Source organism: Caballeronia udeis (genome assembly GCF_001544555.2).
GTDB classification, from domain to species: Bacteria; Pseudomonadota; Gammaproteobacteria; order Burkholderiales; family Burkholderiaceae; genus Caballeronia; species Caballeronia udeis.
This window is the reverse complement of record NZ_FCOK02000045.1, coordinates 33778-58851: the sequence shown is the minus strand read 5'-3', so window position 1 is coordinate 58851 and position 25074 is coordinate 33778. Positions and strand designations below refer to the sequence as shown.

The 25074-nt window shown below is 61.2% G+C and carries 20 protein-coding genes and 1 pseudogene; 12 read left to right on the top strand and 9 right to left on the bottom strand.

Translation table 11 applies throughout. From position 1 onward, the window contains the following. Positions 1–218: 218 nt before the first annotated feature. Positions 219–560, bottom strand: a complete 342-nt coding sequence (locus AWB69_RS27390) for a hypothetical protein (RefSeq protein WP_231937248.1) — start codon at positions 558–560, stop codon at positions 219–221. Between the two features lie 220 nt (positions 561–780). Between AWB69_RS27390 and AWB69_RS27385 the strand changes: the two genes are divergently transcribed. Beyond that, positions 781–1074, top strand: coding sequence for a GYD domain-containing protein (locus tag AWB69_RS27385; RefSeq protein ID WP_062089969.1), 294 nt, complete (start codon positions 781–783; stop codon positions 1072–1074). Between the two features lie 46 nt (positions 1075–1120). After that, positions 1121–1324 carry a hypothetical protein gene (locus AWB69_RS27380; RefSeq protein WP_062089968.1) on the top strand — a complete coding sequence of 68 codons (204 nt, stop codon included), beginning with the start codon at positions 1121–1123 and terminating at the stop codon, positions 1322–1324. A 124-nt stretch (positions 1325–1448) separates the two neighbouring features. On the opposite strand, the gene AWB69_RS27375 is transcribed toward AWB69_RS27380, so the two are convergent. The 5 genes from AWB69_RS27375 to AWB69_RS27355 form a co-directional block, all read right to left on the bottom strand. Then, positions 1449–2180 carry an ABC transporter ATP-binding protein gene (locus AWB69_RS27375; protein ID WP_062089967.1) on the bottom strand — a complete coding sequence of 244 codons (732 nt, stop codon included), beginning with the start codon at positions 2178–2180 and terminating at the stop codon, positions 1449–1451. Next, a complete protein-coding gene (locus AWB69_RS27370) occupies positions 2168–3976 on the bottom strand; it encodes a branched-chain amino acid ABC transporter ATP-binding protein/permease (RefSeq protein ID WP_062089966.1) in 1809 nt (602 codons plus the stop codon). The genes AWB69_RS27375 and AWB69_RS27370 overlap by 13 nt, the downstream gene beginning before the upstream one ends. 3 nt (positions 3977–3979) lie before the next feature. Further along, on the bottom strand, positions 3980–4879 hold the full coding sequence (locus AWB69_RS27365; RefSeq protein WP_062089965.1) for a branched-chain amino acid ABC transporter permease: 900 nt from the start codon (positions 4877–4879) through the stop codon (positions 3980–3982). 20 nt (positions 4880–4899) lie between these two features. Further along, positions 4900–6099, bottom strand: coding sequence for a branched-chain amino acid ABC transporter substrate-binding protein (locus AWB69_RS27360; RefSeq protein WP_062089964.1), 1200 nt, complete (start codon positions 6097–6099; stop codon positions 4900–4902). A gap of 387 nt (positions 6100–6486) precedes the next feature. Then, a complete protein-coding gene (locus AWB69_RS27355; RefSeq protein WP_062089963.1) occupies positions 6487–9237 on the bottom strand; it encodes a UPF0182 family membrane protein in 2751 nt (916 codons plus the stop codon). Between the two features lie 564 nt (positions 9238–9801). On the opposite strand from AWB69_RS27355, the gene AWB69_RS27350 reads away from it, so the two are divergent. The 4 genes from AWB69_RS27350 (at position 9802) to AWB69_RS27335 (ending at position 14881) form a co-directional block, all read left to right on the top strand. Further along, positions 9802–11313, top strand: coding sequence for a sugar ABC transporter ATP-binding protein (locus tag AWB69_RS27350; RefSeq protein ID WP_062089962.1), 1512 nt, complete (start codon positions 9802–9804; stop codon positions 11311–11313). 24 nt (positions 11314–11337) lie between these two features. Then, positions 11338–12363, top strand: coding sequence for an ABC transporter permease (locus AWB69_RS27345; protein ID WP_062089961.1), 1026 nt, complete (start codon positions 11338–11340; stop codon positions 12361–12363). Between the two features lie 129 nt (positions 12364–12492). Beyond that, the gene (locus AWB69_RS27340) at positions 12493–13434 is read left to right on the top strand and encodes an ABC transporter substrate-binding protein (RefSeq protein ID WP_062089960.1); all 942 of its coding nucleotides are present in this window, start codon (positions 12493–12495) and stop codon (positions 13432–13434) included. 148 nt (positions 13435–13582) lie between these two features. After that, positions 13583–14881, top strand: coding sequence for an L-fuconate dehydratase (locus tag AWB69_RS27335; protein ID WP_062089959.1), 1299 nt, complete (start codon positions 13583–13585; stop codon positions 14879–14881). A gap of 58 nt (positions 14882–14939) precedes the next feature. Here AWB69_RS27335 and fusA read toward each other — a convergent pair whose 3' ends face one another. After that, positions 14940–16991 carry an elongation factor G gene (fusA, locus tag AWB69_RS27330; RefSeq protein ID WP_062089958.1) on the bottom strand — a complete coding sequence of 684 codons (2052 nt, stop codon included), beginning with the start codon at positions 16989–16991 and terminating at the stop codon, positions 14940–14942. 260 nt (positions 16992–17251) lie between these two features. Between fusA and AWB69_RS27325 the strand changes: the two genes are divergently transcribed. Further along, a complete protein-coding gene (locus AWB69_RS27325; protein WP_062089957.1) occupies positions 17252–17737 on the top strand; it encodes an aminoacyl-tRNA deacylase in 486 nt (161 codons plus the stop codon). Between the two features lie 81 nt (positions 17738–17818). After that, entirely contained in the window at positions 17819–18556 is a 738-nt protein-coding gene (locus AWB69_RS27320) for a BON domain-containing protein (RefSeq protein ID WP_062089956.1), read from the top strand. Between the two features lie 273 nt (positions 18557–18829). Here the strand turns inward: AWB69_RS27320 and AWB69_RS27310 are convergent, their stop codons facing one another. Both AWB69_RS27310 and AWB69_RS27300 read right to left on the bottom strand, forming a co-directional pair. After that, positions 18830–19204 (bottom strand): DUF2784 domain-containing protein, encoded by a 375-nt coding sequence (locus AWB69_RS27310; RefSeq protein ID WP_062089954.1) that lies wholly within the window; start codon positions 19202–19204, stop codon positions 18830–18832. Positions 19205–19907: 703 nt separating this feature from the next. Continuing rightward, positions 19908–20165 (bottom strand): annotated as a pseudogene (locus tag AWB69_RS27300) (hypothetical protein); the annotation flags it as partial. Between the two features lie 463 nt (positions 20166–20628). On the opposite strand from AWB69_RS27300, the gene AWB69_RS27295 reads away from it, so the two are divergent. The 4 genes from AWB69_RS27295 (at position 20629) to AWB69_RS27280 (ending at position 24999) form a co-directional block, all read left to right on the top strand. Next, complete coding sequence (locus AWB69_RS27295) at positions 20629–22065, top strand: NAD-dependent succinate-semialdehyde dehydrogenase (protein WP_062089951.1); 1437 nt, start codon at positions 20629–20631, stop codon at positions 22063–22065. A gap of 10 nt (positions 22066–22075) precedes the next feature. Further along, the gene (locus AWB69_RS27290) at positions 22076–22891 is read left to right on the top strand and encodes an HpcH/HpaI aldolase family protein (protein ID WP_062089950.1); all 816 of its coding nucleotides are present in this window, start codon (positions 22076–22078) and stop codon (positions 22889–22891) included. A 1-nt stretch (position 22892) separates the two neighbouring features. Then, complete coding sequence (locus tag AWB69_RS27285) at positions 22893–23873, top strand: hydroxyacid dehydrogenase (protein ID WP_062089949.1); 981 nt, start codon at positions 22893–22895, stop codon at positions 23871–23873. Positions 23874–24042: 169 nt separating this feature from the next. Beyond that, on the top strand, positions 24043–24999 hold the full coding sequence (locus AWB69_RS27280) for a MurR/RpiR family transcriptional regulator (protein ID WP_231937247.1): 957 nt from the start codon (positions 24043–24045) through the stop codon (positions 24997–24999). Positions 25000–25074 lie beyond the last annotated feature (75 nt).

Sequence of the window (25074 nt, the reverse complement as noted above, 5' to 3'; positions counted from 1 at the left end):
GATCAGCCGGACTCGTCGCGCTCGTGCGGTTGCGGCGTGGGGGAATCATGTTGATTGATTCGGATAACTATGTACAAAAAAGCCGGTTTATCAGGTGACGTGCTGTTCAATTCGAGTGAAGGGTGCATTAGCGCCGTTGCGTCAAAGCGCTTCCCCGAGCGTGTCGCTCGTGAACTGCGGGACGCGCCAATTGCTGCCTAAACCCCGGCAGCTTTCTCTTAGCCTAGCGGTATCAACAAAATTGCAAGAACCTCACCCGCGGTAGCTATCGCGACGGCAGATTCGACCGGGTTCGTGTTGAAGAACGTCCACAGGCTGACATCGTCGCTGAACTGATTCCACGTCCCGACAAAACCGAGCGACAGGATCAGCCCGAAAAGCAGGCTGAACGCGATTGCCGCGGACAGCCACTTGTTGTGATCGAGACTGGCCGGTGAAAACGCGAACGCGCTCAGGCAGAGTAATTGCGCGGCGAGAACCAGCAGTATTCCTGGGTGGTATTGGACACCCTTGTACGTGAACGAACGCGACATGCGCGAGCGCTCGTATCTGTTCCCCATGGCTTTTCCTCCCCGGTTCGTAAAGTGTACATGCGATCTATCACGAACGACGCGAGGGTCGGCGCCGGTGGATCCCGGGAGAAAACGGTCCGTTGCGCCAGATTCCATTGCCTAGAATCAAGTTACGCGCAAACGGTTCCGATCACGCATATACAGTGCCGCTCGCGATATCGCTAGCGCGGATGTGTCCCGACACGTTTCAATCGTAGGGAGAATTGTCATGACGACTTATGTGGTTCTTTCGCAATTTACGGATCAAGGAATCCGCACCATCAAAAACAGCCCGCAACGGGCTGGTCAAGTGGCGGAAATGGCAAAGGGCTTCGGCTGCGAAATGAAAGAGATCTACTGGACGATGGGCCAATACGACATTGTCTCCATCGTCGAAGCACCGGACGATCAAAGCCTCGCCGCATTCGGTTTCGCGCTCGGCTCCGCAGGCAACGTCCGCACGCAGACGCTGCGTGCTTTCACGAAGGACGAAATCGGCCCGATCATCGGCAGGCTGCCGTAAAGCGGGCATCGGACACACAAACAGTTCTTTCCCTCAGGAGGTCACGATGAAAGCAGACGACAAGGGTGACGTGCGCGCTTTTGTGCAAACGGCTGAGCAGGCTGGAGAGTATGTCTGGGTCATCACGCTGGTCGACTTTGGCGCAAAAAACGTCAAACGCTCGCTCGTATCGGACGAGGCATACGCCACCCGTGCCGCCGCCAAGGACGCCGGCGAGGCTCATCTGAAAGCGCTGGAGGAGGACCGCTAGCCGGGCCTGGGCAAGCTCGTATTCGCGCGCCGACAGGCTATAAGGCCGGTCTATATCTCGACACTGAAAAGCGGGGCGATCTCTTCGTGCGCACGCGTGTTCACTTTACGGCTCACCCCGCCGATCACCCCGCTGCTGCTGCGCTGCCGCCAAGATACGCGGCGCGGACCCGGCTGTCCTGCGCCAGATCGCGGGCCAGGCCGGCAAGCGCGATGCGGCCGCTTTCCAGCACGTAGGCCCGATGCGCGATACGCAGCGCCTGACGGGCGTTCTGTTCGACGAGAAGGATCGATGTGCCTTCGTTGCAGATGTCGGCAATCATGCCGAAAATCGCGCGAACCAGTTTTGGCGCCAGTCCCATGGACGGTTCGTCCAGTACGATTATGCGTGGCCGCAGCATCAGGGCGCGCGCGATTGCCAGCATCTGCTGTTCGCCGCCGCTGAGCGTTCCCGCCAACTGGCTGCGCCGCTCACCAAGCCGCGGAAAAGTCTCATAGACGCGGTCGATCCGCTGCGCCAGCACGGCGCCGTCGCGCCGGATCAGATAGCCGCCGAGCTGCAGGTTTTCCGCTACCGTCAGCGCGCCGAACATGCGGCGGCCTTCCGGCACGTGGCCGAGACCCAACGCCACGATCTGGTGAGCCCGCAGTGCGTTCAGCGGGTGCCCGTCCATCACGATCTCTCCCGCTCGCGCGCGAATCAGGCCGGAAACGGCCCGCAGCGTGGTGGTCTTTCCGGCCCCGTTGCTGCCGAGCAATGCAACGATCTCACCTTCCCCCACGTCGAGAGATATGCCATGCAGAACCTCTACGTTCCCATAGCTCACATGCAGGTCGCGGATTTCTAGGAGTCCCACAGCGATGCCTCCCCGGCAGCATCGTCGGCGGCCTCGTCTTTCCCGGCCGTTCCGAGATAGGCGTCGATCACACGCGGGTTGGCCTGGATCTCGGACGGCAGATCCTCGGCAATGATGACCCCATGGTCCATGACGATAATCCGGTCCGACACGCCCATCACCAGCATCATGTCGTGTTCGATCAGCAGCACCGTTACGCCAAGATCCCGGATACGCCGGATCAACTCCATCAGCGCGTGTTTCTCGGTCGGGTTCATCCCCGCCGCCGGCTCGTCGAGCAACAGCAGGCGCGGGTTGCTGGCGAGGGCACGGGCAATCTCCAGCCGGCGTTGATCGCCATAGGGCAGGTCGGCCGCGCGTTCGCCCGCCCGAGCGACGAGGCCGACGAAGCCGAGCCAGCTCATGCCTTCCTCCACGTGATCCGCTGCTTCGGCACGCGCGGAGGGCCACGCGACCAGCTCGGCCCAGAGCCAGGTCCGAAGCCGGTGATCCATGCCGATCAGCACGTTCTCGAGGGCCGTCATGTTGGCGAACAGGCGGATGCCCTGGAAGGTGCGCGCCATGCCGCTATGGACGATGCGATGCGGCGCTCCGCCGACCAGTGAGGCGCCCCGCCAGAGAACCTGACCGCCGGTCGTACGGATTACACCGGTGAGACAGTTGAACACCGTTGTCTTGCCGGCGCCATTCGGGCCGATCAGGCTGACAATCTCACCGCTGCGCACGGTGAAGCTGACGCCGCCGACTGCCTGAACACCGCCGAAGCGGCGCTGCATGTTGCGTACATCGAGCAGGATTTCATCGGTGACGGTCTCCCGGGGCAAGGGTGCTGTCGCGCTGCCGGCATCCTTGCGCGGGAGCGCCACGCGGCGCAGCGGTGCCGGCCACAGCCCTTGCGGCCGCAGCAGCATCAGGATCACGAGCCCGATCGCAAAGGCGAAGATGCGCCAAAGATTGAGGAAACGCAGTATCTCGGGCAGGCCGGCAACGATGACTGCACCCAGGATCACGCCGGGAATGCTCCCCCGCCCACCCAGCACGACAACGATCAGGATGGTGACGGACTGCAGATAGGTGAAGCCGGTCGGGTCGATGGTCCCGAAGCGCGCGGCGAACAGGCTGCCGGCGAAACCGCCAATCAGCGCGCCCAGGATGTACGCCAGCATTTTGACGCGCAGTGTCGGCACGCCGACGGCCTCGGCCGCATCCTCGTCCTCGCGGATGCTGGTCCAGGCGCGGCCGAGCCGCGACTGGCCAAGCCGGATTGCAAACACGAGCACGAGCACGAGGAACGCGAGGCCCAGTTCGTAGACGGCACGCGGCGAGCTGATCTCGTAGCCGAACAGGCTTGGGCTCTCGATGCCGTAGATGCCGTTCGGGCCGCCAGTGATGTTGAGGTTGGTGGCAACAATGCGCGTGATCTCACCGAACCCAAGCGTCACAATCGCCAGATAGTCGCTTCGCAGGCGCAGGGTAGGGTAGCCGATGACGATACCCGAAGCACCGGCGAACGCCAGGCTGAACGGCAGCGTTTCCCAGAACGAGAAGTGCAGCAACGTTTCCAGCAGCGCCGTTGTGTAGGCGCCGATGGCGAAGAAGGCGGCATAACCCAGATCCAGCAGCCCTGCATAACCTACTACGATGTTCAGCCCGAGACCGAGGATCGAATAGGTGGCGATGGTCAGGCCGACATCGACGACATAATTGCTGGCGACAGCCGGCAGCGCCACGGCGGCCGCAAGAAGCGCGACGCCGGTGGGGCGGGACCAACGTGATGACGCCTGCAGTGCGCTCATGAGCTACATTCTCTCGACAACGCGTTCGCCGAACAACCCGGTTGGCTTGATCACGAGCACGCTGATCAGCACGCCGAACACGAACACATCGGTCCACCGCGACGAGACATAGCCGGCGCCGAAGGCCTCGAGCAGGCCGATCAGGATGCCGCCGGCCATGGCGCCCGGAATGTTGCCGATGCCGCCGAGAACCGCAGCGGTGAAGGCGCGCAGGCCGAGCACGAAGCCCATGAAAAAATTGATCTGCGTGTAGTAGATCCCTTCCATGACGCCTGCCACGGCGGCCAGCGCCGAACCCAGGAAGAAGGTCAGCTGGATCAGCCGTTCGACATCGATACCCATCAGGCGCGCCGCGTCCTGATCAATCGCCAGCGCGCGCATTGCGGTACCGACGAACGTACGGTGAACGAAGAAATAAAGCGAGATCATCAACGCAAAGCTCGCCACGATAATGCCGAGCTGCGCGAACGTCACCTGCACGCCGTGGACATCGAATCCTGTGTGGCTGAGCACATGGGGATAAGTGTTGAAACCGGCGCCGTAGAGCAGCAGCACGCCGTTTTCCAGCGCGAGGGAGACGCCAAGCGCCGTGATCAGGATCGACAGGCGCGGTGCGCGCAACAGTGGCTGGTACGCAACCCGCTCGATCGCGAGGCCAAGTGCGCCGGTGACCACCATCGAAGCCACGAGGGTGATCATCAGCGCCAGGGCGAGCGGCACGTGCGCGGCAGCAAGCGTCGTCAAACCGGTCCAGCCGATGAACGCACCGACCATGAACAAGTCGCCGTGAGCGAAGTTGATCAGCCGGATAATCCCGTAGACCATCGTGTAGCCGAGGGCGACAAGGGCATAGAACGAGCCGATCGTCAGCCCCTCGATGACGAACTGGAAGAAGGTGCTCATGGCTTGAGCGCGGCAGGCGGCTATTTCATCGCCATCCAGTGTCCGCTTGCATCCTGCTTCTGGTAGGGCGCGAAATTACCGTCGCGAACGATGATGGTGATGTACACCGCCACGCTGCGGTCACCCTTCGGATTGAACCCGATCGCCCCGGTCGCGCCCTGGTAGTTCGAGATCTTGTGCAGGGCAGCCGTGATCGCGGCAGGCTTTGCCGATTTCGCGTCCGCGATCGCTTTCGCCGTGACCCCGACGGCATCGTATTCGTAGACGGAATACGGGCCCGGGCCTTGCCCGAAAGCCTTCGTATAGTCGTCGACATAACCATGCGCGGCGCTCAGGAACTGCGCCAGCGGCGCCGTGGTGATGATCATGTCGTTGGCCGCCGGGCCCGCTGTTTTCATCAGCGTCGGGTCATTGGTGGCGTCACCGCCCATGAAGGTCATCTTCAGGCCCAGTTGCCGCGCCTCCTTCACGAGCAGACCCGCTTCGGAGAAATAGCCGGTGTAGTAGATCACGTCCGGTTTCAATGCGCCGACGTGGGTCAGTGTTGGCGAGTAGTCCATCTGGCCGGGTGTGATCGAGTCGTCGTAGACGACATCGACGCCGTCTTTTTTCAGGGCTTCCACCGTGTTGTCGGCCAGGCCTTTGGAATAGGTCGTGTTGTCGTTGATCACGGCCGCGCGCTTTGCATGTAACGAGTTTTTCATGAAACTGGCGGCAAACGGGCCCTGTTCGTCGTCACGGCCGATTGTGCGGAACACGTTGTCAAAGCCCATTTCGGTGAGTTTGGGATTGGTCGATGCATCCAGTACGTACGGAATCCCGGCGCGATGAAATGTGGTGAGTTCCGGTAGCGCCGCGCTGGAGCAATAACCGCCGGCCACCGCGACGACCCCCGCATCAACCAGTTTCTGCGCTGCCTGCACGGCCGTCTGCGCGTCGCAGGCGTCGTCCTCCGGCACTATTTCGATCTGTCTGCCGAGAACGCCGCCGGCCGCATTGATCCGGGTGGCGGCAAGCTTGGCGCCATTGACGATGTCTGTTCCGGCGTTGGCACTGCTGCCCGACAGAGGCACGGGAACGCCGATCTTGATGGTCTCGCCCTGGCTTTGCACCAAACCTGGGGCCATGCCGGCGAGCACGGCGAGCGCCGCGATTGCCGCCAGTTTCGTTTTCCGCAAAACGCGATCAGCGCCGGACGTGTCATTGTTCTGAGCAATCATGTTAGTGACTCCTTATTGTGAAAGGGATCGGATCGATCCGCCACACGGGTTTGCCGGTGGCGTCAGAAAACAACTGAAAACTTACATTTGCATGCACGCATGCACGTCAGGACCTGCCGGTTCAGCCGCCTGACCAGGGCGCTCATCGCAGCGTAATCATGAAAGCACTCCTTTCATGATAGGTCCCGCCGCACGTTTGGACCGTATAGGGTATCTGCGTATAAAACACCATGCAAAAAGTCTCGGCAACATCGTATTTCTGAAAATCTTGGCGAGGTTGTTCGCGCTGTAACACGTCGAATCACCCGGCAACGTTTGCTTTTGGAAAGTGGAGAGTGGACTCCTTACTTGTTGCGTTGAGCAGGCGCTCTTCGAGTTCCACCCAGATCATTTTTGATCCCCGGGACGGCCGGCGCCGAGTGCCTCGAGCAGAGGCCGAAGGGCATCGAGTTCCGAGCCGAAACCGCTCCAGTCTCCTGCCTTCAATCTTTCGATGGCGCGGTCATAGTGCGCGAGCGCCTCGCGGGCGCGCGCGTCCGCCGTGCCCCGGGGCATTGTTGCCGGGGTGGTCTCCTTGAAGAGCGCCGCCAGGGCTTCGCCCAGGGTCTCTTCCATCACCACACGGTCACCGTAGGCGGCGATCACGCGCTTCAACTCGGGCAGCTGACCGGACGCTGCGCGCAAGTAGAGTGGAGAAATGTAGAGGATCGAGTTCTCGATCGGCACGACCACAAGATGGCCCCGGATGACCCGCGAGCCCATCTGGTTCCACAGTGAGATCTGCTGCGAGATCTCGGTGTTCTGCTGGATGCGCGCCTCGATCTGGAACGGCCCATAGACCAGCTTTTCCTTGGGGAAGGTGTAGACGATGAGCTTGCCGTACTCGGGCGGATCGCAACGCGCCGCCAGCCAGGCGATCATGTTCTCGCGCTGGCTGGGCACCATCGGCAGCATCAGGACGAACTCGGCGCGCGCTGCCCCGGGGAGCCGCATGACGGTGTAGTAGGGCGTCATCGGCACGGGGGTATTCCCACCGTCGATGCCGGCCAGCTCCTGGGGAAACTGCCAGAGATCCTCGCGATTGTAGAAGACCTCGGGTGTGTCCATATGGTAGGCGCGGTAGAGCTGCGCCTGGATCAGGAACAGGTCTTCGGGGTAGCGGATATGCTGCTGCAAGTCTTTGGGCATCGCCTCCAAAGGCTTGAACAGACCCGGGAAGATCCGCTGGTAGGTCCGCAGGATCGGATCGGCAGGATCGCTGACGTAGAAGTCGACGGTGCCGTTATATGCATCGATCACCACCTTGACCGCGTTGCGGATGTAATTGCCTCCGTCGCTGATACCCGGCTGGGCATAGGGGAACCAGCTGCTGGTGGTATAGGCGTCCTGCATCCAGAAAAGGCGCCCGTCGCTCACGACAATATACGGGTCATGGTCGAGACTGAGGAACGGGGCAATGGTGCGCACCCGGTCCTGAATGTTGCGGTGGAACAGGATCCGGCTCTGGTCCGTGATGTAGCTGGTCAGCAGGATGTTGGGATCGTCGAACTGCCAGGCGAAGAGGCTGCGTCGCGCCAGGCCGCCGACAGCGACTCCGTCGTGCCCGCTATAGGCGGCGTAGACGTTGTCTTTCCCCTTGGGGTAGTCGAACTCGGGTACGTTGCCCTTCACGATCACATAGTCCTGATCGCCCCCGCCAAAATAGAGGCGGGGTTCGCGGATAGCCGGGCCACCATTGGCGACGGGCGGAATATCCTGCAGATAGAGGGAAGGCAAGCCTTCCGTGGATTTCTCGGTGACCGGCGACATCACGACGCCGTTGCCGTGGGTGAACAGGAGATGCAGGTTCACCCAGGTCTGGGCGTTTGCCGGGAGCATCGCCGGATCCAGTTCACGCGCCGACAGCATCACCTGCCGGTAGCCGTCGTCAAGCCGGTAGCGGTCAATGTCCACGGAGAGGAATTTGTAGTAGGTCCTGATCTCCTGCAACTGGGCGTAGGTATCCATCAACGGCTGCACATCCCACAGGCGGATATTGTCGATGGTCGGGCGATTGGCCTGGAGCGACGCGAGATTGAGCCCCTGCTCGGCAGGAAACGGTTTCGCCGCGATCTGCTCGAGGCCGTAGGCCTTGCGCGTCAGCGCGATATTGTGTTCGATATACGGCGTCTCCAGCTGGAGCTCGCTCGGCTTGACATAGAAACGCTGGAACAGCGCCGGGTAGATCACGGCAAACGCAAACGAGCCGCCGAACACCAGTAATACCGAGGCGGCAGGCACTCGATAGCTCCGCCAGCGCATATTGGCCCAGGAGGCCACGGATGCGGCGGCGGCAACGCCGACGAGCAGCCACAGGACCGGCAGCACGACGTGAACGTCGGAATAACTGGCGCCGACCACGACACCGTTGTCGCCGTACAGCAGCAGGAAGCGGTCGAGTCCGTAGGACCAGGCCTTCAGCACAAAGAACAATCCGAGCAGCGCCGAACCATGAACGGCGGCGGCGGGCGAGAGTCCGCGCGGCAACTGCTCGATGGCGATGTCGCCGCGCATTGCGTAGACCACGCCGGCAACGGCTGCGCTGCAGAAGAGCACATGCAGCAGCCAATTCTTGAGCGCGATATAGACGGGCAGCGAGAAGAGATAGAAGCCGATGTCCTTGCCAAAGATCGGATCGCGCTCGCCAAAAGGCACTTGGTGAATGAAGCGCAGCGCCATGTCCCAGCTCGAGATTTCGCTGACGGCAACGAGCAGCCCCAAAACGATGGCGACGCCGGCGATGGCGGAGCGCCAACGAATGCGCGGCGCGACCCGGTTGGCCAGATCGCTGATGGCCGCCGATGGACCGAACGAAAAAGCTGCTGACACCTGCGAGAATCCAAGGTCCCTCGCGTAACGATGCGCGAGAAACCCCGACACCCATATAGCACTTGCCGATACGGCGAATATGGCGACGAAGAGGAGCACCTGGGCTGAAAGAACCGTCCAGAAAACGTCGACATAGCCGATCGAAGAAAACCACAGCCAGTCGACCAGGATGCCGGTGATGCGCCCGACGACGATCAGGCAAAGTACGACGAGCGCAACCGTGATCGCAGTGCGTCTCAAGCGCGCGCCTGACCTCACTTGCGACCGCATCGATCATGCTCCTTTGCTGGCCCGTCAATCATGGCCGGCGGCGACCCCATCATTGTCTGCCGTTGATCTGTCAGGCGCGTGGATCAACCGGTGATCGATACGCCCCTCACAGTCCCTCATAGCTCAACACGCAGCCACGCAATGACGCGCGGCAGATGACGCCAGATGAATAATTGTAGTCCGGTGAACAAAAGGCGGTGCGCCCGCCAGACCGGACTCGCGCGCCTGAATGCGACGTATCCGCAGCAGCTTCGGGCGGAATGCCCCCGGCCCTTTCCAAGGCCTCCCATGCAAAACGAAACGGGTGCGTCGCACATAGTGGGAAGCCCGGCCCGAGATACACCTGCCCATGACACTAGGGAATGCCTACGCTTGAGCCGCCGCCGTGCAGCGTCGTAAAATCGTGGCACATCGGTTTGGGGGCCCAGCAATGTGCCTGGCTTCTCGTTGCGATTTCAGCCGCGATTTCCGGCGGCACCCGGCGCCCCGGCGCCCGACGCTTTTCCGACCCGCTCCTCGCGATGAGGCCAGCGGAGGTCACGGAATTGTCGTCAAATCCGCGCCATGATGCCGCTCATTTCCGTCAAAGGGCTCAGCAAGAGTTTTCCCGGCGTGAGGGCGCTTCACGAGGTCCAGTTCGAGCTGATGGCGGGTGAAGTCCACGCGCTGATGGGTGAGAATGGCGCCGGCAAGTCGACGCTGATGAAAATCCTCGCGGGCGTGTACACCCGGGATTCCGGCGAAATCCTCTATGACGGCCAGCCGGTCGAGTTCTTGAGCCCGGGCCAGGCGCAGGCCGTGGGCGTCTGCATCATTCATCAGGAACTCCAGCTGATGAACCATCTGAGCGTCGCGCAGAATATGTTCATCGGCCGCGAGCCGCGCGGACGCCTCGGCCTGTTCCTCGACGAAGACAAACTCAATGCGCAAGCGAGCGACATTCTCGCCCGCATGCATGTGAAGCTCGACCCGCGGGCGGTTGTCAGCAGCCTTACGGTCGCCAAGCAGCAGATGGTCGAGATCGCCAAGGCTTTGTCCTTCGACTCGCGCGTCCTGATCATGGACGAGCCCACCTCGGCGCTCAACGACGCCGAGATCGCCGAGCTTTTCCGCATCATCCGGGAGCTGAAGAGCCGGGGCGTGGGCATCATCTATATCTCCCACAAGATGGACGAGCTGAAGCAGATTTCCGACCGCGTCACCGTGTTGCGTGACGGGGAATATGTGGCCACTGTCACGGCCCGCGACACCAGCGTCGAAACGATCATCGGCATGATGGTCGGGCGAACCTTGACCGACGTCGTGCCTCCCAACAGCGCGGCGGACAAAGGCGAGGTTGCACTCGAAGTAAAAAATCTAAACGCCGGCCCGCTGGTCAGGGACGTGAGTTTCGCACTGCACAAAGGCGAGATATTGGGCTTTGCCGGCTTGATGGGCGCCGGCCGCACCGAGGTCGCCCGAGCGGTGTTCGGCGCAGATCCGATCGAGTCCGGCGAGATTGCCGTGAGAGGCGTGAAGGCGACGATCAGGAATCCGAGCGATGCGGTGGCGCGCGGCATTGGCTATCTCTCGGAGGACCGAAAGCGCTTTGGCCTTGCAACCGGAATGGACGTCGAATCGAACATAGTGATGTCCAATCTGCGCAAATTCCTGTCGCTCAATTTTTTCTTGCGCCGCGCCCAGATACGCCGGACAGCCTCCCATTTCATCAACCTGCTTGCCATTCGTACCCCCTCCGCAGCGCAGCCGGTGCGGCTTCTCTCGGGCGGCAATCAGCAGAAAATCGTCATTGCCAAATGGCTCGAGCGCGACTGCGACGTGCTCTTTTTCGACGAGCCGACGCGCGGCATCGACGTCGGCGCCAAGAGCGAGATCTACAAGCTCCTTCGCGCGCTCGCCGGGGAAGGCAAGGCGATCGTAATGATCTCGTCGGAACTGCCGGAAATCCTGCGCATGAGCGACCGCATTATCGTGATGTGCGAGGGCCGTATCACCGGCGAACTCTCGGCCATGGAGGCGACGCAAGAGCGCATCATGCAACTGGCGACGCAGCGGGAATCCCTGAAAGCAGCATGAGCTTCGAGAGGAGAGGTCCAATTTATGACACTGCCATCGGATACTTCGGCGCTGGCGAATGAGGGACGGCCGTCCAGCCTCAGAGCCCGCGTGTTCGCGCCGGCCGCTTTGCAAAAGCTGCTCGCCTTCGGAAGCCTGGTCCTGCTGCTGGCTTTTTTCAGCTTCGCCTCGCCCGCCTTCATGCAGATGGACAATATGCTCGGGATCCTGCAGGCGACGGCGGTCAACGGCGTTCTGGCCATCGCCTGCACGTTCGTGATCATCACCGGAGGCATCGATTTGTCAGTCGGCACGTTGATGACCTTCACGGCGGTCATTTGCGGCGTGTTCCTGACCTATTGGCATTTACCGATGACGGTCGGCGTTGTTGCTGCAATTGGGACGGGCGCGATCTGCGGGACCATTTCGGGAACCCTCACGGCGAAAATGAAAATACCGCCGTTCATTGCCACGTTAGGGATGATGCTGCTGCTGAAAGGGCTGTCGCTTGTCGTCTCGGCCGACAAACCGATCTATTTCAGCGACACGGAAAACTTCTACCGGATCTCTCAGGATTCGCTGATCGGCTATGTATTGCCGAGCCTGCCGGTTCCGAACGCGGTCCTGATCCTGTTTTTCCTGGCGGTCGTGAGTTCGATCACGCTTAATCGCACCGCGCTCGGCCGCTACACCTTTGCGCTCGGCAGCAACGAAGAAGCCGTACGCCTTTCGGGCGTGAATGTCGATCGGTGGAAGATCGCCATTTACGGCCTGGCCGGGGCAATTTGCGGCATCGCCGGGCTGCTTATCGCCTCGCGCCTGAATTCGGCCCAGCCGGCGCTAGGCCAGGGTTATGAACTTGAAGCCATAGCAGCCGTGGTGATCGGCGGGACCTCGCTCAGCGGCGGTGCGGGCACGATCCTGGGCACGATCATCGGCGCTTTCATCATGAGCGTGCTGACCAACGGCCTGCGCATCATGTCGGTTGCCCAGGAATGGCAGATCGTGGTGACCGGTCTCATCATCATTCTCGCGGTTTATGCCGATATCTTGCGACGCAAGAAAAGCTGACGAAGGTTGACGAAAGCGGATGGAGGCTGACGCAGCACGGGACAAGATCAAGACAAGATCAGAAAAGGGAGCGCCGCAGGCTCCCCCAACGGCTGAAGGTTAATGGCCCACCTTAGGAGGAGAACCACCATGTTGAAAAGAAGACTAATCGGTGTCGTGGTCGGCGTTGGCGCGCTCATTGGCGGGACAAGTCTTGCGCGCGCAGACGAAGCCTACATCCCGCTCATCTCGAAAGGCTTCCAGCACCAGTTCTGGCAGGCCGTCAAAGCCGGCGCAGAACAGTCGGCCAAGGAGCACAGCGTCAGGATTACATTCGAGGGGCCGGAAACCGAGGCCATGGTCGATAAGCAGATCGACATGCTCTCGGCCGCGCTCGCCAAGAAACCCCAGGCGCTCGGCATTGCCGCGCTCGACAGCAAAGCGGCCATTCCGCTGTTGAGGAAGGCGCAGTCCGAAAAAATACCGGTCATTGCCTTCGACTCGGGTGTCGACAGCACCATTCCGCTGACGACGTGCGCGACGGATAACGTTGCCGCTGCCGCACTTGCCGCCGACAAGATGGCCGAGGCTATCGGCAATTCCGGCGAGGTCGGCCTGGTCGTGCATGACCAGACCAGCCGCACCGGCATCGATCGCCGGGACGGTTTCCTGAACGAGATGAAAGCGAAGCATCCGAACATCAAGATCGTCTCAGTCCAGTACGGCGGCGGCGACCATCTGAAGTCGGCGGAAATCGCCAAGACGATGATCCAGGCCAATCCCAACCTCAAGGGCATTTTCGGCGCGAATGAAGGCTCGGCGGAGGGTGCCGCGATCGGCGTCAAGGAATCGGGCAAGAAGCTCGTCCTGATTGGCTACGACTCCGGCAAGGAGCAAAAGGACGACATCAGTTCCGGGCTGATGTACGGCGCCATCACGCAGAACCCGGTCGGTATCGGCAAATGTGTCGTCGATTCCGCGGTGAAGGCGCTGAAGGGCGAGACGCTGCCCAAGAAGGTCGACACGGGCTTCTACTGGTACGACAAGACCAATATGAGCGATCCCAAGATCGCTGCCGTGCTCTATGACTGACCGTCGCGTCAGGGAGTGATAAGAGGAGGGGGCCGCGGTACCTTTTGACGCCGCGGCCTTCTTTGTTCATGGGCTTGGTTTAGAGGCTTGGTTCACAGGCTTGTTCACAGGCGCCAAGTAGATATCTGTCGAAGAGGAGGATGTTCAGATGCCCACGATCACCAAGCTGTCCGTCCGGGACATCCGGTTTCCGACCTCGCGTTCACTCGACGGCTCCGATGCGATGAACGCCGCGCCGGATTACTCCGCCACCTACGTGACGCTCGAAACCGATTCGCCGGATGCGCTGACAGGGCATGGCCTGACCTTCACCATCGGGCGCGGCAACGAGATCTGCGTGAGTGCGGTACACGCGCTTGGGCCGCTTGTCGTCGGCAGAACGCTCGAGGACATTGCCGCGAACATGGGCGCTTTCTGGCGCGCGCTGACTTCGGACAGCCAGTTGCGCTGGATCGGCCCGGACAAGGGCGCCATGCATCTGGCGACGGCGGCTGTCGTGAATGCGGCCTGGGACCTGTGGGCCAAGGCGGAGGGCAAGCCGGTGTGGAAGCTGCTCGTCGACATGAGTCCCGAAGAACTCGTGCGTTGTCTTGACTTCCGTTATGTGACCGATGCGCTCACGCCGCAGGAAGCCATCGCCATGCTGCATCGCCACGCAACGACCCGGGGCGAGCGCGAAAAGGAGATGCTGGCGCACGGCTATCCGGCCTACACGACGTCGGCGGGCTGGCTCGGCTACGACGACGACAAGATCCGCCGGCTCGCCCGTGAAGGTGTCGCACAGGGCTGGACGCACTTCAAGCAGAAGGTGGGCGGCAATCTCGAGGAAGATATGCGCCGGGCTCGCATCCTGCGCGAGGAAATCGGCGAAAACCGGAAGCTGATGATGGATGCGAACCAGGTGTGGGATGTCGATGAAGCGGTCGCGAACATGCGGCGCCTGGCGCAATTCGATCCGTGGTGGATCGAGGAACCCACGAGTCCCGACGACGTTCTCGGCCACGCGGCCATCCGGCAGCGGATTCGGCCTATCGGCGTCGCGACGGGCGAGCACTGCCAGAACCGGGTGATGTTCAAGCAATTGCTGCAGGCGCAGGCGATCGACTTCTGTCAGGTCGACAGCTGCCGTCTGGGCGGGTTGAACGAGGTGATCATTGTCCTGCTGATGGCCGCCAAATTCGGCGTGCCCGTGTGCCCGCATGCGGGCGGCGTCGGCTTGTGCGAGTACGTCCAGCACATTTCGCTGTTCGACTATATCTGCGTGTCAGCGTCGCTTGAAAACCGGGTGCTGGAGTATGTGGACCATCTGCATGAGCATTTCGTCGATCCTGTCGTGATCCGAAACGGCCGATACATGCCGCCGCAACGTGCCGGCTACAGCATCGAAATGCATGCGGCGTCGCTCGATCAGTATCACTTTCCCGAAGGTCCGGCCTGGCGCGCCTGAGACGGTACGCGCGGCCAGGAAGGTGCGAACTTCTTCGCGAGTCGCGGCCGCACGTCACTCATGACGTCGCGGCGTCGCCGTGGTTTTTGTGCTGCGCCGCCATCCGCTCCTGCTGGGCGGGGGGGGCCGGATCGTAGTGGCTGAGCCGGATGCTGTAGTTGCCGTGCCCGCCGGCGATGGCATTCAGACGCGACTGATAGTCGTTGAGTTCGGACAGGGGCACCTGGCCTGCCACGACCACGGCGTTACCGGCGGCCGTGCGGGTGCCGTGAACCTGGCCGCGCTTGGCGGACAGGTCGCCGATGATGTCACCCATCGCGGCGTCCGGCGTCGTCACCTCGATGTCCACAATAGGCTCGAGCAGGATGGGCCTGGCTTTCAGCACTGCATCGATGAAGGCCTTGCGCCCCGCGGAAACGAAGGCCACTTCCTTGGAGTCGACTGAATGGCTCTTGCCGTCGAAGACGGTGACCCGGACGTCCTGCATCGGGAAGCCGGCAAGCGGCCCGCTGTCGATGACCTGCAGGATGCCTTTTTCCACGGCGGGCATGAACTGGCCGGGGATGGCGCCACCCTTGACGGCGTCGACGAATTCGAAACCGGCGCCTCGCGGCAATGGCTCCACGCGCAGCATCACTTCGCCGAATTGCCCGGCGCCGCCGGTCTGCTTCTTGTGGCGATAGTGCCCCTCGGCTTTGGCGCCGATCGTTTCCCGATACGCGATCTTCGGCGGCCGCGTCACGACCTCGAGCTTGTACTGTTCCGATAGCCGTTCCAGCATGAGGCGCAGGTGCAACTCGCCCAGACCTCGCACCACCGTCTCGTTAGTGCCGACCAGGTGCTCGATGCGCAGACACGGGTCTTCCGCACTCAGTTTTTGCAGAATCTCCCAGAGGCGCTGCTCGTTGCCCCGGCGCGCGGGCTCGATCGCGAGTCCGTAGATGGGCGTGGGGAAATCGAGCGGGGTCAGGTGGATGTCGCCGTCTTCGGGGGAGTCGTGCAGCACGGAATCGAAGCCGATTTCATCGATCTTCGCCGTGGCGCAGATATCGCCTGGGCCGGCTTGCGGGACATCCACGTGTTCCTTGCCCTGCAGCATCATCAGGTGGGTGACTTTGAACGGCTGGCGCCCGTCGCCGATATAGAGCTGGCTATCGCGCCTGACCGTGCCCTGATGGATGCGAAACACGGCCATCTTGCCGATGTAAGGGTCCATGACGATCTTGAAGGCGTGGGCCAGTACATGCTTGTCGGCGACCGGTTCGGCGCGCACGACTTCCTGGCGGCCGCCGACATCGCGGTAGAAGAGCGGCGGGTTGCCTTCCAGGGGATTGGGCAGGAGCCGGACGAACACGTCGAGCAATTCCGCGATGCCGGCGCCGTTGGCCGCTGACGTGAAGCAGATCGGTACCAGATGCGCTTCGCGCAGCGCCCGCTCGAAGGGCTCGTGCAATTGCTCCGGGGTGATGGCCTCGCCTTGCTCCAGGTACAGCTCCATCAGGGCGGGATCGATCTCGACCACCTGATCGACCAGCGCATTGTGCGCCGCCGCAACAGACAGGAAGTCGGCCTCTCCGGCAGGCTCGAAAAAACAATCCACCACCTGGCGGCCGTTTTGCGCTGGCAGGTTAATGGGCAGGCATTCCTTGCCGAAGGCCTCCTGGATTTGCGTCAGAAGTCCCGGGAGGTCGACCTTTTCACCATCGATACCATTCACGATGATCATTCTGCAGAGCTTGCGTTTCTCGGCCCACGCCATCATGCGCCGGGTGGTCATTTCGATGCCGGTCTGTGCATTGATGACGATGGCGGCAATCTCCACAGCGGGCAGGGCGCTGATCGACAGCCCGGAAAAGTCCGGGTAGCCGGGCGTATCCAGCAGATAGATGCGGGTATCCCGGTAGTGCAGGTGGGCGACGGCGGAGTTCAGCGAGTGGTGATATTTGCGCTCGAGCGGGTCGAAATCGCAGACCGTGGTGCCGCGCTCAACGCTGCCGGGGGCGCGTAACTCGCCACCCTGGTACAGCAGGGCTTCGACAAGCGATGTCTTGCCACATCCGGCATGCCCGACCAGAGCGATGGTGCGGATAGCGTCGGGGCTGTAACGCATGATCGCCCTCGTCCAGTAGTGGATGTGGAGCAATTATTGGCGAAAAAGGACCCGTGTGCCATAAGGGGTAATCGTCCCATTCGTAGGCACTTGCTGAAGAAGCCACCCGGGCGCCATGTATTGGCGAAGCGCAATCGTTGCGCCTGCGCTGGTCACAGCGCCGCCGTCAGCATGTTTTTCACGCGCAAGCGAAAGCGAACTATCCTTAAAGAATCGTGCGCAACAATCTCCCGTTCTCTACCTTTCAGAGGAGGTGCGTCATGTCAATGTCTGCCACTCTCGAGGACTGCCTGCGCAGCAAGGGCTCCCGGTACGAAATCGTGCATCATCCGCACAGCAATTCCAGCATCGGAACTGCGGCGGCAGCGCATATTCCCGGCGACCGCCTCGCCAAAACCGTGCTTTTTGAAGACGAGCACGGCTATGTAGCGGCTGTGCTGCCATCGACCTATGCCGTAAGGTTGTCCGAGCTGTGGGCCAAGACCGGGCGCCACCTGATGCTGGCGAGAGAGTTCGATCTGCGCGAACTGTTCAAGGATTGCGAGGTGGGAGCGCTGCCGCCGGTATGTACGGCCTATGGCATGCAAACCTATCTTGACGAGAGCCTCGCCAGCCAGCCGGACGTCTATTTCGAGGCCGGTGATCATGAAGAGCTGATTCACATGGGCACGGATCAATTCCTGGCTCTGATGGATCAAGCCGAGCGGGCACGCTTCTCCCGTCGCATGCAGGGTTTGCCAACCTGACCGGCGCCGCCTGATGCGGCAAGGCTTGCGCAGTGCGGCATAAAGCGCACTGCGCCACCCAACCTTTGCGCGAGGCAGATCATGCAACGCAGCGATACGGTCCTGAAGCAGGTGATGGCGGCCTTCGAACGCGACTCTCACCTGAAGCTCCACAATCATCCCATTCATATGAATTTCGATGGCGATGTCTTGACCGTGGCAGGCGAGGTGCCGGATATCGCATCCAAGAAGCGCCTTCTTCAGTTGACCCGGATATACAGCGAGGGGAATGGTCTCGTCGACCAACTGCGTGTCACCGCCAACCCGCCGATCGGTGATGGCGAGTTGAGGGCACGCATCTGCGAACGGCTGGCGCAGGCAGTGGATTTTCGTAACTGCGTGATCTGCGCGCGCGTCAAGGGTCAGCTCGAAGTATTGCGAGGCACCATAGACGATGCGGGCAACAACGGCAGCGGCGTCATGGAAGTGACTGTCGAGGATGGTGTGGTGACCTTGACGGGGCAAGTGATCAGCTTGTCTCACAGGCGTCTGGCGAGTGTGACTGCCTGGTGGGTCGGCGGCTGCCGCGACGTGGTGAACCTGCTTGAGTTGGTGCCCGCCGAAGCCGATGGCGACGATGAAATTTCCGAGGCCCTGCACCTGGTGCTCGAAACGGATCAGCGTGTGCGCGCCGAGCAGATCACCATCAATGTGGAAAACCACAGGATCACGCTGGCAGGTTGGGTGGCGACCGAAGCCGAACGACGGCAGGCGGAGCAGGACGCGTGGTGTCTGGATGCTATCGAGGGCGTCGTCAATCGCATCCAGGTGCGGGCCTGAGCTGACCGCAGGTCCGCGTGCGTAGTGTTGTCTGAGGTCAATGTCAAAGACGGCCTTAAGGTACAGGCGGTACAGGCCGTTTGACCTTTACCTGACCCTGTCGCGAGATGATCCTGTGGCCTACCGCCAGGATGAGGCGCGGACACTCGGCAACCTGGGCACGCTCCTCAGCCAGACCCAACGACCGGGTGAAGCCGAACAGGCGAGGCGTGACGCCGCCCGTCTTCTCGATACACCGGGAGCGCCGTAGATCGCACGGCAAAGGGCTTTGAGCTACCTGCGTTGCCGGGGCGGAACCAGGCGCCAGGTCAGCAGCACCACCAGAGCAAACACCACGTAGGCGAGAGTGAACACCCAGGCCGACACATCGTAGTAGAGCAGACGGCTCACCCAACGCTGGATAAAACCTTGCGTCCCGACCGAGCCATTGCGCAGCCAGTCCTCCAACACCGTCAGGGGGCAAGCGATACCCAGCAGCGACAAGGTCGACACCAGGCCGATCGCGAACAGATGAGCAAGCCGGAATAGCCGGAGGCGTACCCATTTCCAGCCGAGACCCGAGCCAATCCAGATCGCCGCAAGTCCGCCCACGATGAAGAGCGCGATCAGCGCGTGCAGGACGAGCACCGCATCGGCGAGCCAGATCATGATGTCCTCACACTATCCGCGGCGAACTTTCGACTGGTTTTTGTGCGGTGCCGCGATGCACGCCGCGCCCTTGGCTAAAGTTTTCCTGATTCTTGTCGTCATACAGAGCGCTACCTATTAGACCGGAGACCGTGATGAAGTCGGTAAGCGCAGAAATCGACATGATGGAAAAGATGCTGCATGAGCTGGTTCGGCGTCCACGTTTGATTCGTAGCGCCTACTGGTCTACGAACATAGAGTGCCTTCTGGCACGCCCGGGACTCCGGGCTCAAGACAAAGCACGGCTAGCCGCTTTGCTCGATTTGATCAGCACGGTAGCGCCAGCCAGTGACGTCACCCAACATTTGCGAACCGACGCGTTGGCTGCGACCTGAGTCAGTTCGCTCACGCGAACTCCGCCGGAGTGGCGGGCAGCACTCGCTACGCGAACACCGCTACTTGCCCACTTTGACCCAATATTTGCGCAATCCGTTCTCAGACTGACGGGTGCGACAAAAAAAGACGCCTGTATCGCGCGGCTTTGTAGTTTTTACGGTCACTGCGACAGGATCCTGAGAAACCCCGCATCGTCTTTCGGTTTCACCGCGCGGGGCGAATTTCGACAGCAGTTCGTCGAAAGCTGCTAAATCAGGAAACCTTCCCGCTATCTGGTAGCTTGGCTTACGTGTTCCGGGTTGTGCGCCGTGGTTGGGAGCGACGTAGGTTCCATTGCCGGATCGTTGGCATCGCCACCGTACGCTAGCAGCAGTTCGAGAGCAGCGGGGTCTGCCATGTCGGGCGAGCGGTGCAGCGCGTTGGTCCCCGTGACGCGGGCGCCGCGCAGCAGCAACGGGCGGGCGCAATCCGGGTTCTCCTGCCAGTGATATAGAGACTCACCATCGTTCGGATCGACACCGGCGTCGAGTAGCAAGTTCGTCAATCCAGTATCGCGGTCGACACCAGCGAAGCCGTACAAGGCGGCAAAAAGGTTTCAGCCGGTGAAGGTTCCGTTAGATATAAAGCATTACTAAAGAATTTGATGAGAGCGCTTAAATCGGACCTTCTCGCGGACTGCATCTCGTCTCCTTCGTAGTTTTACCCGATACCTATCTTCGGTGCTGCCGGGTCGCGCGGCGATCGGCACAGGGCCATTGCAAGGATCTCCTGCTCAGGGTTGATGTGATCGTTTTCCCTTACCCGACGACTGACTGACGCAGATCCACAAAGCCGCAACCCCGTCTGCACGGCGCCACAGCCGCCTCCCCGAACTCGCCGCTTGCCGCTCACAGCGGCTTGCGCTTCCTTGACATGCAACAAAAATTGCGTAGTATTGGTATAGCAATATTAATTGCATAAGCGTTGGTGTCCAATCGTCAGCCGCGCCAGCCGCGCCAGGATCGCACTCCGGCGTCACATAGCGACAGAGAACAGGAGGAGTGGGAGTCATGTATGAGAAGTTCGGTTTATTCATTGGCGGCGAGTGGCGTTTCACGGGGGGCAATGGCTCGGCGGAGGTGTTCGACCCTGCCACTGAGGACGTCCTCGGTCACATACCCCTGGCTTGTGTGGAGGACGTGGAGCGGGCGATCGATGCGGCGGCTGCAGGGCTGAAGCTCTGGCAGCAGACGCCCGCCTGGACGCGTGCGGACATCCTGCATCGGGTGGCCGATGAAATGCTCCGGGCGACCGAAGAGGGCGCACGGCGCATCACGCTCGAATCCGGCAAGCCGCTCGTTCAGGCGAAGCGGGAATGGCAGCTGAGCGTCGACCAGTTTCGCTGGTATGCCGAAGAGGCGCGGCGCATATACGGGCGGGTTGTGGAGAGTCGTGCTCCGGGCGGCCGGTTCGAAGTCCTGCACGAGCCGGTCGGGATCGTGGCAGCCTTTACGGCGTGGAATTTTCCCGCCGTGCTCATTGCTCGCAAGATCGCGCCTGCGCTTGCTGCCGGATGTTCGATCATTGTGCGTCCGTCGACCGAAGTACCGGGCGTTGCGATGGTCATCTTCGAATGCCTGCGCAAGGCCGATGTGCCCGCCGGTGTGGCGAATCTCGTGATTGGTCCGACCTCCACGACCTACGCCACGCTCGTTGCCTCTTCTCAGGTGAGAAAGATCACGCTGACCGGGTCGACATCTGTTGGCCAACAGATGATTCGCGATTCGGCACAGACGCTGAAACGCGTCAGCATGGAACTGGGTGGGAATGCACCCCTCGTGGTGTTCGATGACGCCGATCTTGAAACTGCTCTGGATCTGGCCGTTGCAACGAAATATGCAAATGCGGGGCAGGTGTGCGTCACGCCCGACCGCTTCTATGTCCAGAAGGGCATCTACAGCCGGTTCGTTTCCGGTTTCACCGAGCGTGCCAAGGCGCTACGCCTCGGCAATGGGCTGGACGATGCGACGCAGATGGGGCCGCTTATCAATCAGCGCCGACGCGAAGCCATTGAGTCGATCGTGGCAGACAGCGTCGCTGTCGGCGCAAGCGTCGCAGCGGGGGGAAGCCGTCCGCCAGGGTTCGGCAAAGGCTTCTTCTTCGAACCGACGGTGCTGTCCGACGTTCCTCCACAGGCACTGGCGCTAGTTGAAGAGAATTTTGGCCCGATCGCTGCGATCACTCCATTCGGTGATCCAGAGGACGCCTATACCTGGGCTAACGATTCCCCATACGGCCTGTCCGCCTATGTATTTACAAGGGACCCGGGGCGAATCCGGGAAGCGGTGTCACGGATAGAGGCGGGCATGGTTGGTGTGAACAGTTTCGCACTCGCGGCGGCCGAAGCGCCGTTCGGCGGGATCAAATCGAGCGGCATGGGGCGGGAGGGCGGACTCGAAGGTGTCCTTGACTTCATGAACGTCAAGCTCGCGCAGATCGCAGTCTAGGAGAGGAGCTATGAAACTCAATAACATCAAGTCGTTGTGGTCAGACGGCAAGCCTGTCGTGAACGGCTGGCTTGCCTTCGCATGTCCGTTTTCCGCCGAAATCATGGCAGAGCAAGGATATGACTCGATCACGATCGACATGCAGCACGGCCTGGTTGGCTACGAAGTCGCCACCACCATGCTACAGGCGATGCGCGCAAGCCCGGTGGTCCCGCTTGTCCGGGTGCCTTGGCTCGACCCGGGCGACATCATGAAAGCGCTCGATGCAGGCGCTTACGGCGTGATTTGTCCGATGGTCAATACCGCGGAGGATGCGGCGAGGCTGGTTTCCTACGTGCGTTATCCGCCCCTGGGCTCGCGCAGTTTCGGACCGATACGCGCGAATTTTTCCGCCGGCGCTGACTATGGCCAGCACGCTGACGAGCAGGTTCTCTGCTTTGCGATGATCGAGACGGCGGAGGCGCTTGCGAACATTGACGAGATCGTCTCGACACCAGGCCTGGACGGTGTCTATATCGGACCGGCGGATTTGACGCTTGGTTTGACGGGTAAGAAATATCCGCGTGGATTCGACCGCGAAGAGCCGGAAATGGTCGAGGCCATCCAGCACATCCTGAAGCGCGCACATCACGCCGGCATCAAGGCCGCGCTGCACAACGGAACGCCGGAATATGCGGCTCGCGCCGTGGAGTGGGGGTTCGACCTTGTTACGGTGTCCAGCGACGCGCGGCTGCTTGCGGGTGCGGCGCAGGCAAGCGTGAAGTCCTTGCGCGCGATGCTCGGCAAGACGACGTCTTCAGACGCAAAGCCGGCGGGAGGTTACTGACATGCCCCACGTACTGGTAGCCGGACGGATTCACGACGCGGGGCTGGATATCCTGCGCAATGCCCGCGGTGTGACCTTCGACCTCGTCGAGGACATATCGGTCGCGTCCTATGCACCGCTGGCACCGAATGCGGATGCGATCCTCATCCGTACCCAGCCACTGCCGCGTGCGGTGATCGAATCCGCAAGGCGACTCAAGATCGTGTCGCGACATGGCGTCGGGTTTGACGCTGTTGATGTCGACGCATTGACCGAGCGATCCATTCCATTGGCGATTATTGGCGACGTCATCTCAAACTCGGTCGCCGAGCACAGCATGATGCTGGTGCTTGCGCTCGCCAAGCGTACGATCGTGTACGACCAGAAGACCCGGGCCTCTTCCTGGCAATATCGGAATAGCTACGATGCATGGGAGCTCCACGGCCGGACGTTGCTGCTGCTGGGGTTCGGTCGTATTGGCAAGGCGATGGCGAGAATGGCCGCAGGTTTTAACATGAAGATTCTCGCCTACGACCCGTACGTTGCAGTCGAAACAATCAGTGCATCTGGTGTAACACCTGTCAGCGATCTCCGGCAAGCCCTAGCTGAGGCTGATGTCGTGTCGGTTCACATGCCGAAGTCAGTGAATGGTCCGTTGCTCGGAGCGCGGGAATTGGGGTGGATGAAACCCTCGTCGATCGTGGTGAACACAGCGCGTGGAGGAATCGTCGACGAGCAGGCACTTCGGGAGGCGCTGTCCGCAGGCCGTCTGGCCGGTGCTGGCCTCGACGTGTTCGAGAGCGAGCCGCCGGGGCCGGATAACCCCCTGTTTGATTTCGACAATGTCGTACTAAGTCCGCACTCTGCGGGCTTGACTGAAGAAGCGGCGGCCGGCATGGCGATGTCCGCTGCCACCAATATTGTTAATTTCTTCGCCGGCCATCTGGACCCGGCGCTGGTGGTCAACGACGTGGGAATCGCCCCGCCCGCGACGATGGACTGAGTACAGGGCTGATGGGGCAAAGAGACAGTGGGGACAGGTGTGAGAGTATTGGTTGAGGGCGGCCACATGGGCGATGCTGACCGGGTACTGCGACTCAGGCTTGCCGGAGGCGACCACTGGTGGCATCGTTTGGCTGACAGGACTACCAGCGAGACGAGACGCAACCGGAATGACGAGCGAAAAGAAACCGAAGATGACCAGGGAAACGACCGGCGAGCAGCTTATCCCGGAGGAGAACTACGAGGGGATCGTCAACGTAATCACCACGGAGTACCCCAAGCTGTCTGAGCGGTATCAGCAGGTAGCGCGGTTTTTCACACAGAACCCCAACGTGGTGGCGCTGGAGTCGATCAACGCGATCGCGGCCAAATGCGGAGCACATCCTTCCATACTCGTGCGTTTTGCACAGCACTTCGGATATTCCGGCTTCAAGCAACTCCAGGCGGTGTTTCAGACGCGTCTTGCGACCACCGCTCCGGGTTTTCGTGAGCGCATCAATGCCTTGGAGGTGGATCTCAAGCGCAACGTCGATCAGGGCAACCTTGGATTTTTGCATGACCTGGTGGTGCGTGACATCGCGACGCTTCAGGCGCTGTTGAGCAACGTGACCGAGGAAAGCCTCACGCAGGCAGCCCACTATCTGAAGGACGCGCAGACGATTTACATCGCTGGCCAGCTTCGTTCGGAACCCATAGCGCAGTTTCTGCGCTACATCCTCTCGATGCTGCAACGCAAGGTGATCCTGCTTGACGCATCAGGAGGACTGGCGCCGGAAATGGCTTCGACGATGGCCCGGGAAGATGTGCTGGTCGCCATCGCCTTTCGCCACTACGCCAAGGAGGTCGTCATGATCTCGGATATCGCGGCGCGGGTGGGCGTGCCCATTGTGGCGATTACAGACAGCCAGCTTTCGCCTCTTGCGAAGGACGCAAGCGTGCTCTTTGCCATTCCGGAAGAGGAGTACACGTTCTCGCGTTCGCTTGCTGCTCCCATGTGCCTGACTCAGTGCATCGGCATTGCCCTCGCTGCGCTTCTTCAGCCCGGCCATGACGGAGCGCCGCGCATTGCGACCGTCACAGAGAACGAACGGAACCGGGGCAAACGGTCCCGGCAACGCACGCAATGATGCGACTGATGTAACAGGCGCATCACGTCGGTCCGGCACAGTAGTCGCTTCAGTTTTTTTCCCGCAACCCCTTTG

Coding starts and splice junctions, on each gene's coding strand:
- AWB69_RS27390 (WP_231937248.1), bottom strand. CDS start 560: ATGGGGAACAGATACGAGCGCTCGCGCATGTCGCGTTCGTTCACGTAC.
- AWB69_RS27385 (WP_062089969.1), top strand. CDS start 781: ATGACGACTTATGTGGTTCTTTCGCAATTTACGGATCAAGGAATCCGC.
- AWB69_RS27380 (WP_062089968.1), top strand. CDS start 1,121: ATGAAAGCAGACGACAAGGGTGACGTGCGCGCTTTTGTGCAAACGGCT.
- AWB69_RS27370 (WP_062089966.1), bottom strand. CDS start 3,976: ATGAGCGCACTGCAGGCGTCATCACGTTGGTCCCGCCCCACCGGCGTC.
- AWB69_RS27365 (WP_062089965.1), bottom strand. CDS start 4,879: ATGAGCACCTTCTTCCAGTTCGTCATCGAGGGGCTGACGATCGGCTCG.
- AWB69_RS27360 (WP_062089964.1), bottom strand. CDS start 6,099: ATGATTGCTCAGAACAATGACACGTCCGGCGCTGATCGCGTTTTGCGG.
- AWB69_RS27355 (WP_062089963.1), bottom strand. CDS start 9,237: ATGCGGTCGCAAGTGAGGTCAGGCGCGCGCTTGAGACGCACTGCGATC.
- AWB69_RS27350 (WP_062089962.1), top strand. CDS start 9,802: ATGATGCCGCTCATTTCCGTCAAAGGGCTCAGCAAGAGTTTTCCCGGC.
- AWB69_RS27345 (WP_062089961.1), top strand. CDS start 11,338: ATGACACTGCCATCGGATACTTCGGCGCTGGCGAATGAGGGACGGCCG.
- AWB69_RS27340 (WP_062089960.1), top strand. CDS start 12,493: ATGTTGAAAAGAAGACTAATCGGTGTCGTGGTCGGCGTTGGCGCGCTC.
- AWB69_RS27335 (WP_062089959.1), top strand. CDS start 13,583: ATGCCCACGATCACCAAGCTGTCCGTCCGGGACATCCGGTTTCCGACC.
- fusA (WP_062089958.1), bottom strand. CDS start 16,991: ATGCGTTACAGCCCCGACGCTATCCGCACCATCGCTCTGGTCGGGCAT.
- AWB69_RS27325 (WP_062089957.1), top strand. CDS start 17,252: ATGTCAATGTCTGCCACTCTCGAGGACTGCCTGCGCAGCAAGGGCTCC.
- AWB69_RS27320 (WP_062089956.1), top strand. CDS start 17,819: ATGCAACGCAGCGATACGGTCCTGAAGCAGGTGATGGCGGCCTTCGAA.
- AWB69_RS27310 (WP_062089954.1), bottom strand. CDS start 19,204: ATGATCTGGCTCGCCGATGCGGTGCTCGTCCTGCACGCGCTGATCGCG.
- AWB69_RS27295 (WP_062089951.1), top strand. CDS start 20,629: ATGTATGAGAAGTTCGGTTTATTCATTGGCGGCGAGTGGCGTTTCACG.
- AWB69_RS27290 (WP_062089950.1), top strand. CDS start 22,076: ATGAAACTCAATAACATCAAGTCGTTGTGGTCAGACGGCAAGCCTGTC.
- AWB69_RS27285 (WP_062089949.1), top strand. CDS start 22,893: ATGCCCCACGTACTGGTAGCCGGACGGATTCACGACGCGGGGCTGGAT.
- AWB69_RS27280 (WP_231937247.1), top strand. CDS start 24,043: ATGACGAGCGAAAAGAAACCGAAGATGACCAGGGAAACGACCGGCGAG.